Source organism: Burkholderia sp. HAN2018 (assembly GCF_024704855.1).
In the GTDB taxonomy this organism is placed as follows: Bacteria; Pseudomonadota; Gammaproteobacteria; order Burkholderiales; family Burkholderiaceae; genus Burkholderia; species Burkholderia cepacia.
Map to the genome: position 1 here is coordinate 17,460 of NZ_QOBB01000034.1, position 15,635 is coordinate 33,094.

Genomic DNA, 15,635 nt, shown 5'->3' on the forward strand with positions numbered 1-15,635 from the left:
GCGGCGGGGACGGATTTGCCGGCGCGGTTCGAGAAGGCGGTACCGGGCGTCGAGCGCTTTCGCACAACCGGATTTGTGCAAAACGACAAAGCCCTGCGTAACGCAATTTTGCGAACGTCGCGGGCAATCGATCAGGATTCCCGTGCAAAAATTCCGTTTGTCCAAAACGGAAGAAACCATGGTTACGCTTCAACACATGCGCCTGTTCGTTGGCGTGGTCAACGCCGGCGGATTTTCGGCGGCGGCCCGGCAACTCGGCGTGAGCACTACCCGGGTTTCCCGCATGGTGTCGGATCTCGAACGGCACCTGACGGTCCGTTTGTTGAACCGGACGACGCGCCGCGTCTCGTTGACCGACGCAGGCGAACGATACTGGCGGCGATGCGACCAGATTCTTGCCTACCTCGAACAGGCGGAGGCGGAGACGTGCGGCGCCCATGCGCGGCCGTCCGGAAAGCTGAAGCTGCATTGCGCGAACGGGTTGGACCGGCGCTATGTGATGTCGCTCGTCGCAGCCTATCGGCAGCGTTTTCCGGAGGTCAGGATCGACTTGCTGACGACCGGGCGGCGGCCCGACCTGATCGGGGAGGGCCTGGACGTGTCGATCTCACTCGAACGCCGTCCGCCGGAATCCGGCCAGGTTTCCGAGCGAATCGGCGCGACCTTCGGCATCCTGTGCGCGTCGCGCGGATATGTCGACACACACGGTGTGCCGGCCACGCTTCAGGATCTCGAACGGCACGCGTGTCTCGGCCTGATGACGACGTCGACATCGCACGACGCATGGAACCTGATCGGCCCGGACGGTGTACAGGCGACCGCGCCGGTCACGCCCGCCTTTCGCGTCAACGACGCCGACGCGCTGGCGGCAGGCATTCGGGGCGGCATGGGCATCGGTCTGCTGCCGCTTTACTCGGCGGTCGACGGGTTGCGCGATGGGCAGCTCACGTGCGTGCTGCCGCACTATCGCACCCACGACATGAATGTGTACGTGCTGTACTCGTCACGCCAGTATCTGGATGCGAAAATCCGGACGTGGGTCGATCTGATGCGCGACACGTTGCCGTCGATGCTGGCACGTGACGAGCAGACGTTTGCAGCGTATGCCGGGCCGGGTGCCGACGTCGAGCCGGCGAGACTTGCGGAAGACGCGGATGCCGGCGCAGATGCGCGGTACGCGGGCGCGCTGTGAGCCGCGCGTACGACAGCATGGCCTTCCTTCGACACGGCGGGGAGCCGACTTGAATCCACTGACCGCCACCGTTCCCATTACCGTCGTGAACGGCTTCCTTTCCGGCGCCGAGCGGGAGACGATTGCCAGACTGGCCGAGCTGTCGGGCATTCCGCACGAGTTGCTCGGCAAGCCAGGGGCCCGTGTGACGCAGGAGCAATTCTCCACGCTCTATCGTCTGCTGGCCGGTGAACTGGACGACGAAATGCCGGGCATTTTCAGCCGACGGTTGAGAAAGGGCACGCTCAAATTTCTCTGTCTGAGCTTGCTTGACGCGCCGCGGCTCGAAGTCGCGCTATATCGGCTCACGCAGTTCTTTCATATCCTCCTCGAAGAATTCACACTCGAATCCACGCAGGACGGCAAGGTCGGCATGGTTCGATTGATCATCGAGCCTCAAGGCCCGGGTGTGAGCGCGCTCGGATGCGAACTGGTGCTGAAGCTGATTCATGGCATCGCATCCTGGCTGATTCGCCAGAAGATTCCGCTGATCGAGGTGAATTTCCAGTTTCCGCGCTCGGCACAGGCGGGCGATCATCTTTACCTGTTTCCCGGCCCGGTGAAGTTCGATCAAGCCATGACGTGTCTTCGCTTCGATGCGAACTATCTCGCGATGCCCATCAGGCAGCGCAAACCGGATCTTCAGGCGTTCCTGAAGCGGGCGCCCGAAGACTGGATATTTGTCACGTTTGCGGACCAGATGGTGTGCCACCAGGTCTGGCGTTACATGGCGGATTGCCTGCCCGCGACACCGACGATCGATCAGGTCGCGCACGCGCTGAATTATTCGACGCGTACGCTCGGCCGGCGTCTGGAAGTCGAAGGCACGACGTTTCAGGCCATCAAGGACGAAGTGCGGCGCGACATCGCGATCCAGCGGCTGACGCACTCCAACGAGACGATCGCGGGAATCGCGTACGACGTCGGGTTCGACAACCCGACTGCATTTCATCGCGCGTTCCGTCACTGGACGGGCAGTACGCCGGCCGCGTATCGCCATACCGAGCGATCCGTCGGCCGGTGACGGCGCAGGCGCCGGGAGCGCGAACGCCGTGCCGCCCGGGTAGCGTCAGCGGGCGCTGAAGCTGGCGACCCGCTTTTCGAGGAACGCCGACGTCCCTTCTCGTTTGTCGTCGGTTGCCGCACAGATCGAGAACAGTGCGCTTTCCAGCAGCATGCCCTGGTCCTGGCTCATGTCGAGCCCGCGGTTGATGGCCTGAATCGCGAATCGGGTCGCGAGCGGCGCGTTGGCGACGATCTGCGCGAGCAGCGCTTCGGCGCGCGCGAGGAGCGCATCGGCCGGCACCACCTCGTTGACGAGGCCGATCCTGTAGGCTTCGGCGGCGTCGATCATGGTCGCGGTGAGGATCAACTGCATTGCGCGGCCCTTGCCGATCAGACGCGGCAGGCGTTGCGTGCCGCCGAACCCCGGGATGACACCGAGCTTCACTTCAGGTTGCCCGAAGTGCGCGCGTTCCGTCGCCAGACGGATCGTGCAGGCCATCGCAAGCTCGCAGCCGCCACCGAGGGCAAAGCCGTTGATCGCCGCGATGACCGGCTTGCCCAGGTTTTCGATCAGATCGAACGTGGTTTGTCCCTGACGCGTGAACGTCGCGGCATCGACGGCGCCGAGCGGCGCGATTTCGCTGATGTCCGCGCCGGCAACGAACGCCTTGTCGCCGGCGCCCGTCAGGATCACGCCGTGAATGGCGGAATCGTCGCGCGCGTCTTCCATGACCGCGCGGATTTCGTCGAGCGTCGCATGGTTCAGCGCGTTGAGCGACTTCGGACGGTTCACGGTGACGTATGCGATGCCCGCGCGCTTTTCGTATGACAGATTCAGAAGAGGTTGCATGAGGGGGGATGATCGAGGGGGAAAGAGGCCGCGGCGATCTGCGCGGCGGCCGTCGGATGCGTCAGCGTTCTTCGGAGCGCAGCGCGAGCAGGCCGAGCAGCACTTCATCGCGGCGGGCGGCCAGTTGGTCGATCGACCGGCCGGCAACTTCTTCCCGAACGCCGACGGTCATTTTCTGCCGTACTTCCGCCGTGATCTGCGGCGAGCCGAGCACTTCCCACCACGCGGTCATCGGGCCGGTGAACTGGTCGAAGAAGTGTTCGATGCCGCCCTGGCCGCCGCCGAGATGGAACAGCATGTTCGGGCCCATCACACCCCAGCGCAGGCCGGGTCCCCAGCACACCGCGGTATCGGCATCCTCGACGCTCACGACGTCCGTGGCGACCAGGTGGACGATCTCGCGCCAGAGCGCGGCCTGCAGGCGGTTCGCGACATGGCCGGGCACTTCCTTGTTGAGCCGGATGGTTTTCTTGCCGAGACTCGTATAGAACGCGATGGTGCGTTCGATGGTGTCCTGCGAGGTCTGCTTGCCGCCGACGATCTCGACGAGCGGGATCAGGTGCGGCGGATTGAACGGATGGCCGATCACGCAGCGCTCGGGGTGGCGTTCGCAGGCCGACTGGATCTCGCTCATCGTCAGGCCGGAAGAGCTCGACGCGATGATCACGTCGGCGGGCAGCGTTTCGTCCAGCAGCGAATAGAGCGCCTGCTTGACGGCAATCCGCTCCGGGCCGTTTTCCTGGACGAGGTCCGCGCCGGCGATGGCGGTCCGCGTATCGGCGGTGAACGTCAGCCGGTCGCGCGACGCGCCGGGGGCGAGACCGAACTTTTCGAGGGCCGGCCATGCGTTGTCGACGTACTGACGGAGCCGGGCTTCGGCATCCGGCGCAATGTCGGTGGCGACGACATCCAGACCCTTCGCGAGAAACAGCGCGGTCCAGCTCGCGCCGATCACGCCGGTGCCGATCACGGCAACACGCTTGATTTGCTTCGACATTTTCAACTCTCCAGAGTCGTTCTTGATGACGCGGGTCGCGGCATCAACGGAATCGATGGTCATGACGCGACGGCGCCAGGTAGTCGTGCACGACTTCGCCCGCACCCAGGGTGAGATCCGTGAGGATGTGCGTCGCCGAGAGCACCTCGAGCACCGGCAGCTGCGCGACGGGCGCAAAGCAGTGCGGATGCAGTTCGAGCGTGGCGGGGCCCGTCCATGCACCCTTGACGACCAGGTCGCTCAGCCGGTACTTGACCAGCTCGCAGATGCGCGGCTTGCCGTCGACGTGCGGAATGATCTTCAGCAGGTAGCCGGGGCCGTCGAGCGAGCGGCGGACTTCTTCCGTGTCGAGCGCCTGATACTTGTAGCCCATCGTGGCCGTCGCGACGCGCACGCCGTTGTAGTCGAGCGTGCCGACGAGCGTATCGCTGCGCACCTCGAGCTTCGGCTGCGCGAGGGTCTTCGGAAAACCGAGGAGCTCGCGTCCCGCCGCAATGCCAGGCAGGTTGTCGAGGTACATCGCGTGGGTGTAGCCGCCCGCGACGCCGTCGAGCGTTACCGGGATGACCTGGCCCGATTCGGTGTAGGAGCCGAGCCCCGACGAGTCCGGCATCTTGATGAATTCGTATTTCACGATCGGTTCGACGATCTTCAGCGGCGCGGGAACGAGCCGCTCGAGCGCGGCGGGATCGGTCCGATACGTGATGATGATGAATTCGCGATCGACGAAGCGATACGGCGGCTTCGCGTAGGCCGGGCCGACGAGCGGCATCGCATAGGCCTGTTCAAGCAATTCCTGTTCGGTCACTTTGTTGTCCTGTCAATTCGAGGGGGAATCGGACGGCTGACGCGTCATGCGCGCGTGCCGTGCTTCGATACGACGCCTTCGGCCAGCAGCCGGGCGATTTCGTCGGCGCCGTAACCGAGGTCGGCAAGCACGCTGTCGCTGTGTTCGCCGAGCTGCGGCGCGGGCCCGGGCGAGACCTTCTGCACACCCGCGACCTGGACGGGGCTGTTCACCGTGTGCGTCGCGCTGCCGGTCGGCTCGGCGAGCGGCACGAAGATGTCGTTCTCGTACATTTGCCGGTCGTTGATGATTTCGTCCGCGATCTGGACGACGCCGTAGATCACGCGGCCTGCGTCGAAGGTCTTCTTCCAGTACTCGAGCGGCTGCCGGGCAAACGCTTCGTCGAGAATCGCGACGAGCGCGGCTGCGTTTTCCGCGCGGGCCGCCTCGTTGGCGAAGCGCGGATCGTCGAGCAGCGCGGGCAACTGCATTGCGTTGACGAGCAGCGGCCAGTCTTTGCTCGCCGGCAGCACGACCAGCAGCCACCGGTCGTCGGCGGTGCGGTACGGGTTCAGCAGCGCATTCGGCGGCGACTTGCGGCCCTGCCGCTCGCGATAGCGTGCGCCGTTGAGCCCGCCTTCGATCCATGCGGCGGCGGCCCATGCGCCTTCGGCGATCAGCGAGGTGCTGACGTGGCTGCCCTTGCCGGTTTTTTCACGTCGGTAAAGGCCTGTCACGATCGCGGAATACAGCGTGCTCGCCGTCGCGTGATCGCCGATGCCCGGCACCGGCAGCGTCGGCGGGCTGTCGCCGTCGCGCGTGACCTGCATCAGGCCGGTGCGCGCCCAGTAGGCGGTGATGTCGAAGCCGGGCTTGTCGGCTTCCGGGCCTTTCGTGCCGTAGCCGGTGAGGTCGGCGTAGACGAGGCGCTCGTTGAGCGGCGCGAGTGCCTCATAGGTGAGGCCGAGCTTTTCCTTGATCTTCGGCGGGAAGTTGACGACGATGACGTCCGCCCATTGCGCGAGGCGGGTGACGATGTCGCGAGCGGCGGGCGACTTGAGGTCGAGGGCGAGGCCGCGCTTGTTGCGGTTGGTCAGTTGCCACGCGTAGTTGTGTTCGCTGATCGGGTTCGGCGGGATCGCATAGAAATGCCGATAGGGGTCGCCCGTGCCGGGCGGCTCCACTTTGATGACCGTGGCGCCGAAATCTGAAAGAATCGTCGTCGCTGCCGGTCCGGCAATGTAGCTGGCGAAATCGACGACCTTCAGGCCGGAAAATATACTCTCGGGGGGTTGCATGGGGCCTCTGGCGAGTGACACGGGGACATATCCGTCAATCGGGACGCGATGTCCGATCGACCTGTCGAGAACGTTATCCGGTCGCCCCGGGCGGTGAAATGGGAGAACTGGGCGTTCCGAATGGAACTTTTCACAACGCCCCGTCGGGCGACGGGTGTCGTTCGGCGCGTGGCGCCGACCCGATTGCCCCTGGATGCGCGTGATGGCGGCCGAGCGCCGCCGAACCGAAAGAAGAGGAAAGATGCATACAGGACATGTCCAGATTCCGGAAACGTCGGCGCTGATGCGGGACAAGATTCGGGAATTGACGCTGAATCCGACAGACGTGATCGATCGGACCTATGCGGCCCTGATTCGCATCGAGGGCTACGAGGATCTGTCAGCCGCGGTCAGGCAGGACATCATGGAGTCGATTGCGTTATCGGAGCGACTGTGGTTCGAGTCCGTATTTACCGGCGCGTTTCCGTCGGACAAGGATCTCGAGGTGTTCCAGGAATGCGGCCGACGGCGCGTCCACCAGGGTATTCCGCTGCCGTCGCTGCTGCGCGCGTTTCGCGTCGGGGTGAGGGAGGTGTGGCGTAGTTGCGCCGAACTCGGCAGCGCGTGCGACGAGTTGCGCGACGAGCTGTTCTTCGTGATCTCGCCGTACCTGATGGATTTCTTCGACGAGATGGCGCAGCTGATGTCGCGTGCCTATCTCGACGAGCAGTATCAGCAGGCGCGCTGGAAGGAGTCGCTGCGCTATCAACTGCATGAAATCATCTTCAACCCCACGGTCGACGACGACGCATTCCGCAAGGCCACCAAGGCGCTGGGGCTCGATCCCACGATGCGCCGAATCGCGATCGCGATCGAATCGGCGCACCTGGACCGCAGTGCGCTGCACGCGGAGGAGGAGACCGACCGACTGGTGCTCGCCGTCGCACGTCACCTGAAAACGCCCCGGGACAGCCTGCTCGACGTCTGGCATCGCGACCGGCTGATCGTATGGGCGCCGTGCCTCCACGACGAATCCGCCAGCGCGAGCGACAGGCGGGTCGCGGGCAGCGTGGCTGCATGGCTCGACAGCGCGTCGTCCGACGCATCGGCCGGCATCGGTCTGGCGAGCACCGGGGCGAAAGGCTGGGCGGCGTCCGCGGAGGAGGCGATTCGCGCGCTGGCGTTCGGCCGGAGCGCAAATGCAGGGCATCGCGCGCATCGCTACTCGGACATCGTCCTCGAGGAGTGCGTGCGCGGCAATGATGGCGCGCTGAACTACCTGCTGTCGTTGATCGATGAACTGGCGGGGGAGCCGGAAATCATTGCGACGCTGGAGACGTTCTTTGCGAACCGGCAACGCCGCAAGGTGACGGCCGCCGCGCTGGATATCCACCCGAACACGCTCGACCATCGGCTCGAACGTGTGGAAAACATTACCGGTGCGAAACTCGACGACGCCGCCTGGATCGCTCGGCTCGAGATCGCGCTGAAGCTGCGGGGCGCACGCGCGTAGCGGCTCGACGCGCGGCGAGGTCTTCGTCGAACCGCCGGCAAATCGAGGCATCAATTGTCATATCACGCGGCCGGCCCGGCCACGAACGCGCGCGGATGACCGTGTCGCGTGCGGCCACCGGCCGCAAGGCTTGTAGCACTCCACGCCAGTTGCCGTGCTGCGCGGCAACGCGTCGCGGCCGCCGGGCGCGACGCGCTTTGCCGCGATTGCCTCGCGCCCGTTTCTCCATTCCTTCTCCATCGGATTGCAGTCGAATCGGCTCAACGTGCGGACGTGTCGGCGGCGGCTGACCGACGGAGCGCGTTCGCCGCACCCGGTATCCGCATCCGGAAGGGGCCGCCGGCAGTGACTGAATCGGTCTCGGAAGTGACAAATCGCGTCAACCTGTGCGCAGGTTTGACGAATCGCATTGATTTGGCGTGTTTTGTCAGTCAATGGGCAGGTTTGGGTATCCGGATAAGCCGGGGCCGAGACTAGGATGAGCGCATCAATCAGACGCGCTCGACCCATAGCGCGTCTTCCCGCGTGTTGTTGCACGCATCACACAATGTGGAGATGTGCGATGAGCTATATCGCCCCGGTCAAAGACATCCTCTTTGCGATCAACGAACTGGCGAACCTGGAGCAGATCGCCACGCTGCCTGGCTTCGAAGATGCAACCGCTGAAACTGCGCAAGCCGTCATTGAGGAGTCCGCGAAATTCTGCGGCGAAGTCGTGGCGCCGCTCAACGTGTCGGGCGACCGGAACGGGACGATCTGGAAGGACGGCGCCGTGACGGCATCGCCGGGCTTCGCCGACGCGTTCCGCCAATTCACGGCAGGCGGCTGGCAAGGTGTGAAGCATCCGGTCGAATTCGGTGGCCAAGGCCTGCCGAAGCTGCTCGCGACGCCGTGTGCCGAGATGCTGGATGCGTCGAACCTCGCCTTTGCTCTGTGCCCGCTGCTGACCGACGGCGCGATCGAGGCGCTGCTGACGGCCGGCACCGACGAGCAGAAGCAACGCTATCTGCCGAAGCTGATCTCGGGCGAATGGACCGGCACGATGAACCTGACCGAGCCGCAAGCGGGCTCGGATCTCGCGCTGGTGCGTTCGCGTGCGGAGCCGCAGGGCGACGGCACGTACAAGGTGTTCGGCACGAAGATCTTCATCACGTGGGGCGAGCACGACATGGCGGACAACATCGTCCACCTGGTGCTGGCGCGCACGCCGAACGCGCCGGAAGGCGTGAAGGGCATTTCGCTGTTCATCGTGCCGAAGTTCCTGGTCAACGAGGACGGCTCGCTGGGCGCACGCAACGACGTGCACTGCGTGTCGATCGAGCACAAGCTCGGGATCAAGGCGAGCCCGACGGCGGTGCTGCAGTACGGCGATAACGGCGGCGCGATCGGCTACCTGGTCGGCGAAGAGAATCGCGGCCTCGAATACATGTTCATCATGATGAACGCGGCGCGGTTCTCGGTCGGCATGCAGGGCATCGGTATCTCCGACCGCGCCTATCAGCAGGCAGTGGAGTATGCGAAGGAGCGCGTGCAGAGCCGCCCGGTCGACGGATCGGCCAAGGAGTCGGTCACGATCATTCATCACCCGGACGTGCGCCGCATGCTCGGCACGATGCGTGCGCTGACGGAAGGCGCACGGGCACTGGCGTATGTGGCGGCCGCACATAGCGATCTCGCGCACGGCCACCCCGACGAAGCGACGCGCGCGCGGAACGAGGAGATTTACGAATTCCTGGTGCCGATCGTCAAGGGCTGGAGTACCGAGGCATCGCTGGAAGCGACGAGCCTGGGCGTGCAGGTGCACGGCGGGATGGGGTTCATCGAGGAAACGGGCGCGGCGCAGTACTACCGCGACGCGCGCATCCTGACCATCTACGAAGGCACGACGGCGATCCAGGCGAACGACCTCGTGGGTCGCAAGACGTTGCGCGACGGCGGCGCGGTGGCCTCGGCCCTGCTCGCCGAGATCGGCAAGACCGTCGACGCGCTTGCGGCCGTGCAAGGTGCGCCGTTCGAATCGATGCGTCGACAGCTCGAGGCGGGTGCGCAGGCACTGAAGACGGCGGTCGAGCATGTCGTCGCGAATACGAAGCGCGATCCCAATGGCGTGTTCGCCGGTAGCGTGTCGTATCTGAAGCTGGCCGGCATCGTGCTGAGCGGGTGGCAGATGGCGCGTGCAATGCTGGTCGCGTCGCACAAGCAGGCGGAGGACCCGTCGTTCTACGGCGCCAAGATCGCTACCGCGCAGTGCTTCGCGGAATTCATCCTGCCGCAGGCGCTGGGGTTGAGCGCATCGATCGTCAGCGTGAAGGGCGGGGAAGGCATCCTGGCCCTGTCGGAAGACCAGTTCTGAACTGGGCACCATCATGGAAGCGATAGATCGTGGTACGCACCGTACGGCCGAACTCGTTCAGCAGTACGGCCCGCGCGAATCGATGGAATACGACGTCGTGATCGTCGGCGGCGGCCCCGCCGGGCTGTCGGCGGCGATCCGGCTCAAGCAGCTGGCCGCCGAGAAAGGCACCGAAATCGGCGTGTGCGTGCTCGAGAAGGGCTCCGAGATCGGCGCGCACATCCTGTCGGGCGCGGTGATGGACCCGCGCGCGATCACCGAACTGTTCCCCGACTGGAAGGAACGCGGCGCGCCGCTCGACGTCGAGGTGACGGAAGACCGCTTCCTGTTCCTGTCCGAGAAAAGCGCGGTCACCACGCCGAACTGGGCGCTGCCCGCCAACTTCCAGAACCACGGCAACTACGTGATTTCGCTGGGTAACGTGACCCGCTGGCTGGGCCAGCAGGCCGAAGCGCTGGGCGTCGAGATCTTCCCCGGCTTCCCGGCCGCCGAGATTCTCTACAACGACGACGGCTCCGTGAAAGGCGTCGCGACCGGCAACATGGGCGTGGGCAAGGACGGCGAGCCGACCGAGAACTTCCAGCTCGGCATGGAACTGCACGCGAAGTACACGCTGTTCGCCGAAGGCTGCCGCGGCCACCTCGGCCGCCAGCTGATCTCGAAGTTCAAGCTCGACGCGAATGCCGATCCGCAGGCGTACGGGATCGGCATCAAGGAGCTGTGGGAAATCGACCCCGCGAAGCACAAGCCGGGCCTCGTGATCCACACGGCCGGCTGGCCGCTGAAGTCGGACACCTACGGCGGCTCGTTCCTGTATCACATGGACAACAACCAGGTCGTGGTCGGCTTCGTGGTGGGCCTGGGCTACACGAACCCGTACCTGTCGCCGTTCGAGGAATTCCAGCGCTACAAGACGCACCCGTCGATCCGTGCGTTCCTGGAAGGCGGCAAGCGCGTGTCGTACGGCGCGCGCGCGATCACGGCGGGCGGGCTGCTGTCGCTGCCGAAGACGGTGTTCCCGGGCGGCGCGCTGATCGGCGACGACGCGGGCTTCCTGAACGCGTCGCGGATCAAGGGCAGCCACGCGGCGATCAAGACCGGCATGCTGGCCGCCGACGCCGCGTTCGACGCGGTGCAGGCGGGCCGCCAGTCGGACGAGCTCAATGCGTACCCGGATGCGTTCAAGCAATCGTGGCTGTACACGGAGCTGTACCGCGCGCGCAACTTCAAGCAGTGGATGGCGAAGGGCCTGTACCTCGGTACGCTGATGGTCGGGCTCGAGCAGAAGGTGATGGGCGGCAACGTCCCGTGGACGCTGCATCACAAGCACGCGGACCACGAGATGCTGAAGCCGGCGTCGCAGTGCGAGCCGATCGAGTACCCGAAGCCGGACGGCAAGCTGACGTTCGACCGGCTGTCGTCGGTGTTCATCTCGAACACGAACCATGAAGAGAACCAGCCGGCGCACCTGACCCTGAAGGATGCGAACGTGCCGGTGAACGTGAACCTGCGCACGTATGCGGGGCCGGAAGGGCGTTTCTGCCCGGCAGCGGTGTACGAGTTCGTGAAGAACGACGACGGCAGCGATCGCCTCGTGATCAACGCGCAGAACTGCGTGCACTGCAAGACCTGCGACATCAAGGACCCGACGCAGAACATCGTGTGGGTCACGCCGGAAGGCGGTGGCGGGCCGAATTACCCGAACATGTAACGCATCGCGCCAGTGGGACTGGATGACATGAGCGGCTACCCGGTGCTGGTCGATGTTCTTCGCGCACGCATAGACGAGCGCCGCATGGAGCGGTAACACGCATCCATGTGAAATCGTAAAAGGTGGCGGGGGCCGCGTAGTCCAGGTTTGTCTTCCCGATGCCCCTGGTGAATGTGGTGGTGTTGATATTCAGGAGAATGCCTTGAAGATTTTTGTTGCAGTAAAGAGAGTCGTTGACGCGAACGTCAAAGTCGGCGTGAAGTCGGACAACACGGGTGTCGACATCGCGAACGTGAAGATGTCGATGAACCCGTTCGACGAAATCGCGGTGGAAGAAGCGGTGCGCCTGAAGGAAGCGGGCGTCGCGACCGAAGTGATCGCGGTGTCGGTGGGCGTGACGCAAGCGCAGGAAACGCTGCGCACGGCGCTGGCGATCGGCGCGGATCGCGCGATCCTCGTCGAATCGAACGACAGCGTCGAGCCGCTGGCCGTCGCGAAGATCCTGAAGGCGCTGGTCGACAAGGAACAGCCGCAGTTGGTGATCCTCGGCAAGCAGGCGATCGACGACGATTCGAACCAGACGGGCCAGATGCTGGCCGCGCTGGCCGGCCTGCCGCAAGCGACGTTCGCGTCGAAGGTGACGGTGGCCGACGGCAAGGCAACGGTTGCACGCGAAGTCGACGGCGGCGCGGAAACGCTGTCGCTGACGCTGCCGGCGGTCGTGACGACCGACCTGCGCCTGAACGAGCCGCGCTACGTGACGCTGCCGAACATCATGAAGGCGAAGAAGAAGCCGCTGGAAACGGTGAAGCCGGAAGACCTCGGCGTGGACGTCGCGCCGCGTCTGAAGACGCTGAAGGTGGCCGAGCCGCCGAAGCGCGCGGCCGGCGTGAAGGTGCCGGACGTGAAGACGCTGGTCGAGAAGCTGAAGACCGAAGCCAAGGTGCTGTAAGAGGGAGCGGAAAGAAATGACGATTCTGGTGATTGCAGAACACGACAACGCGTCGATCAAGGCCGCGACGCTGAACACGGTGGCGGCGGCAGCGAAGATCGGTGGCGACATTCACGTGCTGGTCGCAGGCCACAATGCGCAAGGCGCAGCCGACGCGGCAGCGAAGATCGCGGGTGTATCGAAGGTGCTGCTGGCCGACGCGCCGCAACTCGAAGCAGGTCTCGCGGAAAACGTCGAAGCGACCGCGCTGAACATCGCGAAGGACTATTCGCACATCCTCGCGCCGGCAACGGCTTACGGCAAGAACATCGCGCCGCGTATCGCCGCGAAGCTGGACGTCGCGCAGATCTCGGACATCACGGCGGTTGACAGTGCCGACACGTTCGAGCGCCCGATCTACGCGGGCAACGCGATCGCGACGGTGCAGTCGAGCGACCCGATCAAGGTCATCACGGTGCGCGCGACGGGTTTCGATCCGGTTGCAGCGGAAGGCGGCAGCGCAGCGGTCGAGAAGATCGAGGCGGCGGCAGACGTCGGCAAGTCGCAGTTCGTGAGCCGTGAAGTGACGAAGCTGGACCGTCCGGAGCTCACGAGCGCGAAGATCATCGTGTCGGGCGGCCGCGGTCTGGGCAGCGGCGAGAATTACACGAAGGTGCTGGAGCCGCTGGCGGACAAGTTGAGCGCGGCACTCGGCGCATCGCGCGCGGCAGTCGACGCCGGCTACGTGCCGAACGACTACCAGGTCGGCCAGACCGGCAAGATCGTCGCACCGCAGCTGTACATCGCGGTGGGCATCTCGGGTGCGATCCAGCATCTGGCCGGCATGAAGGATTCGAAGGTGATCGTCGCGATCAACAAGGATCCGGAAGCGCCGATCTTCAGCGTGGCCGACTACGGCCTCGTCGGCGATTTGTTCGCGCTCGTGCCGGAGCTCGTGAACGAGCTCGGCTGATCACTTCGGGATTGGCTCGCTCCATTCGGTTCCGGACGCGATGATCGTGTCCGGAACCGCAGGGCCCCGGAATCCGGCGCATCCCGGTCGACCGCCGGCTGTCGGCCGGACATTCAGAATGATCCGGAAGAGATAGGGTTTGGAAGCAAGGGCGCCGGGAAGTGATGGCGGTCGATAACTTCGGAATACTATCTGAACAAAAAAATAACCGATTTCGCACACACGCGTACCGTATGCATTCAATCCCCTTTGTTACTTTATCCGTATGGACGCCAGTGTTATTCGGCGTCGCCGTTCGCTGCGCGGGATCGGATGGCCGCCCGACGCTGACGCGCATGCTGGCGCTCGTGGGCGCACTGGCCGGGCTTGTGGCCACGATGCCGCTGCTGTTTGAATTCGATACGCAAGCGCCGGCGATGCAGTTCGTGGAGAACCGGCCCTGGCTGGCAACGCTCGGAATAAGCTGGCGAGTGGGCGTGGATGGTGTGTCGCTCTGGATGGTCGTATTGACCGCGCTCACGACGCTGTTGATCGTGGGCGCATCATGGCAGGCCGTTACGACACGCGTCGCCCAGTATTTCGGCGCTGTGCTGATCCTCTCCGGATTGATGGTCGGCGTGTTCGTGTCGCTCGACGGGATGCTGTTCTTCGTGTTTTTCGAATCGACGCTGATTCCGCTGTATCTCCTGATCGGGGCGTGGGGCGGCAAGCGCCGTTCGTATGCGGCCGTGAAGTTCTTCTTCATGTCCTTCGCAGGCTCGCTCCTGCTGCTGGCCTCGATGCTGTATCTATTCAGCCTCTCCCATACTTTCGACATGCACGTCTGGCATGAGATGAAGCTCGATCTCGTGCCGCAGTTGCTGATTTTCTGCGGGTTTCTCGCCGCCTTCGCGGTGAAGCTGCCGATGTGGTCGGTCCACGGCTGGCTGAAAGACGCCTACGCGGAGGGGCCGATCGGCGCGGCAATCATGCTGGGGATGGTCAAGATCGGCGGATACGGGTTCCTGAGGTTCATGCTGCCGATTGCCCCGGACGCGAGCCGCGTGCTCGCGCCGGCAATGATCGCGCTATCGTTGTTTACCGTCATCTATGCGAGTCTCATCGCATTGGTCCAGACGGAACTGAGCGCCTTGCTGGCGTACTCGACGATTGCGCACATGGGGCTCGTCACGCTCGGCTTGTTCCTGTTCAACCAGCTTGCCGTCGAAGGTGCGATCGTCCAGATGATTTCATACGGCCTCGTTTCGGGAGCGCTGCTGATCTGCCCCGGGATGTTGTACGAACGGACGCAGACACGTTCGCTCGATGCGCTCGGTGGCGTCGCGAACGTCATGCCCCGCTATGCGACCCTGGCAGTGCTGTTTTCGATGGCCAATCTCGGGCTGCCGGGCACCTCGGGATTCGTTGGCGAGTTTCTTGTGATCATGGGCGCGATCAAGGCGAACTTCTGGATCGGGGGCGCTGCTGCACTGACGCTCGTTCTCGGTGCGGCCTACACGCTGCGTGGTGTCAGGCGGGTCATATTCGGCGCCGTGAAGAACGAGCGAGTTGCGCGACTCACGGATCTTGGCCGGAGGGAGCGTGCACTGCTCGTTCCGCTGGCCGTCATCGTCCTCGGGCTGGGTGTGGCACCCAGGTACTTCATCGCGACCCTGGAGCAGACGACATCGGCCGTCGTTCAGGATTCGATGCGATCCAAGCTCGCGGAAACGTCACACCTTGGTGAGCGCACGGCGGTTCGCTAGCACAGCCATTTGCGTCCGTTTCGCGGCAAGCGAGCGTAGTCACCGAGGGCTCCGCCGATTCGAAACACTTCATGTTCCAGCGTACGCAAGCGACGTATGGCACGGGTAACGCGCGACGTTTTCCGAGCGGGATTGCCGTCGAAGTGAAACACGTTGCGAATGCGTAGCGGCAATTGACCTGTTGTGCCGATGTCCGGAGAGGCGAGCACGCCTGTGGTCAGCCGCGCTCGATACGTCGGAATGGCAAAGGATAGGGACTGCC

The 15,635-nt window shown here is 64.3% G+C and carries 12 protein-coding genes and 1 pseudogene; 9 read left to right on the forward strand and 4 right to left on the reverse strand.

What is annotated here, in order from left to right; genetic code table 11:
* Positions 1-178 precede the first annotated feature (178 nt).
* Complete coding sequence (locus tag DPV74_RS11345) at positions 179-1,192, forward strand: LysR family transcriptional regulator (protein WP_119337171.1); 1,014 nt, start codon at positions 179-181, stop codon at positions 1,190-1,192.
* Entirely contained in the window at positions 1,155-2,255 is a 1,101-nt protein-coding gene (locus tag DPV74_RS11350; RefSeq protein WP_119337172.1) for an AraC family transcriptional regulator, read from the forward strand. Before DPV74_RS11345 ends, DPV74_RS11350 begins: the two co-directional genes overlap by 38 nt.
* Positions 2,256-2,300: 45 nt before the next feature.
* Here the strand turns inward: DPV74_RS11350 and DPV74_RS11355 are convergent, their stop codons facing one another.
* The 4 genes from DPV74_RS11355 to DPV74_RS11370 form a co-directional block, all read right to left on the reverse strand.
* Positions 2,301-3,086, reverse strand: a complete 786-nt coding sequence (locus DPV74_RS11355) for an enoyl-CoA hydratase-related protein (RefSeq protein ID WP_119337173.1) — start codon at positions 3,084-3,086, stop codon at positions 2,301-2,303.
* Between the two features lie 61 nt (positions 3,087-3,147).
* A complete protein-coding gene (locus tag DPV74_RS11360) occupies positions 3,148-4,083 on the reverse strand; it encodes a 3-hydroxyacyl-CoA dehydrogenase NAD-binding domain-containing protein (RefSeq protein WP_119337174.1) in 936 nt (311 codons plus the stop codon).
* A 43-nt stretch (positions 4,084-4,126) separates the two neighbouring features.
* On the reverse strand, positions 4,127-4,891 hold the full coding sequence (locus DPV74_RS11365) for an acetoacetate decarboxylase (protein WP_059699259.1): 765 nt from the start codon (positions 4,889-4,891) through the stop codon (positions 4,127-4,129).
* Between the two features lie 44 nt (positions 4,892-4,935).
* A complete protein-coding gene (locus DPV74_RS11370; RefSeq protein WP_119337175.1) occupies positions 4,936-6,168 on the reverse strand; it encodes a CaiB/BaiF CoA-transferase family protein in 1,233 nt (410 codons plus the stop codon).
* A 682-nt stretch (positions 6,169-6,850) separates the two neighbouring features.
* Between DPV74_RS11370 and DPV74_RS42120 the strand changes: the two are divergent.
* From DPV74_RS42120 to DPV74_RS11400, 7 genes and pseudogenes are all read left to right on the forward strand, one after another.
* A pseudogene (locus DPV74_RS42120) lies at positions 6,851-7,318 on the forward strand (PucR family transcriptional regulator); the annotation flags it as partial.
* Positions 7,319-7,513: 195 nt separating this feature from the next.
* The gene (locus tag DPV74_RS42125) at positions 7,514-7,660 is read left to right on the forward strand and encodes a helix-turn-helix domain-containing protein (protein WP_371141958.1); all 147 of its coding nucleotides are present in this window, start codon (positions 7,514-7,516) and stop codon (positions 7,658-7,660) included.
* Between the two features lie 562 nt (positions 7,661-8,222).
* The gene (locus DPV74_RS11380; protein ID WP_119337176.1) at positions 8,223-10,013 is read left to right on the forward strand and encodes an acyl-CoA dehydrogenase; all 1,791 of its coding nucleotides are present in this window, start codon (positions 8,223-8,225) and stop codon (positions 10,011-10,013) included.
* A 13-nt stretch (positions 10,014-10,026) separates the two neighbouring features.
* Entirely contained in the window at positions 10,027-11,724 is a 1,698-nt protein-coding gene (locus tag DPV74_RS11385) for an electron transfer flavoprotein-ubiquinone oxidoreductase (RefSeq protein WP_119337177.1), read from the forward strand.
* Positions 11,725-11,926: 202 nt separating this feature from the next.
* The gene (locus DPV74_RS11390; RefSeq protein WP_119337178.1) at positions 11,927-12,676 is read left to right on the forward strand and encodes an electron transfer flavoprotein subunit beta/FixA family protein; all 750 of its coding nucleotides are present in this window, start codon (positions 11,927-11,929) and stop codon (positions 12,674-12,676) included.
* 16 nt (positions 12,677-12,692) lie between these two features.
* Positions 12,693-13,628, forward strand: coding sequence for an electron transfer flavoprotein subunit alpha/FixB family protein (locus DPV74_RS11395; protein ID WP_119337179.1), 936 nt, complete (start codon positions 12,693-12,695; stop codon positions 13,626-13,628).
* Positions 13,629-13,861: 233 nt separating this feature from the next.
* Entirely contained in the window at positions 13,862-15,373 is a 1,512-nt protein-coding gene (locus DPV74_RS11400; protein ID WP_119337180.1) for a NuoM family protein, read from the forward strand.
* The last annotated feature ends 262 nt before the right edge of the window (positions 15,374-15,635 follow it).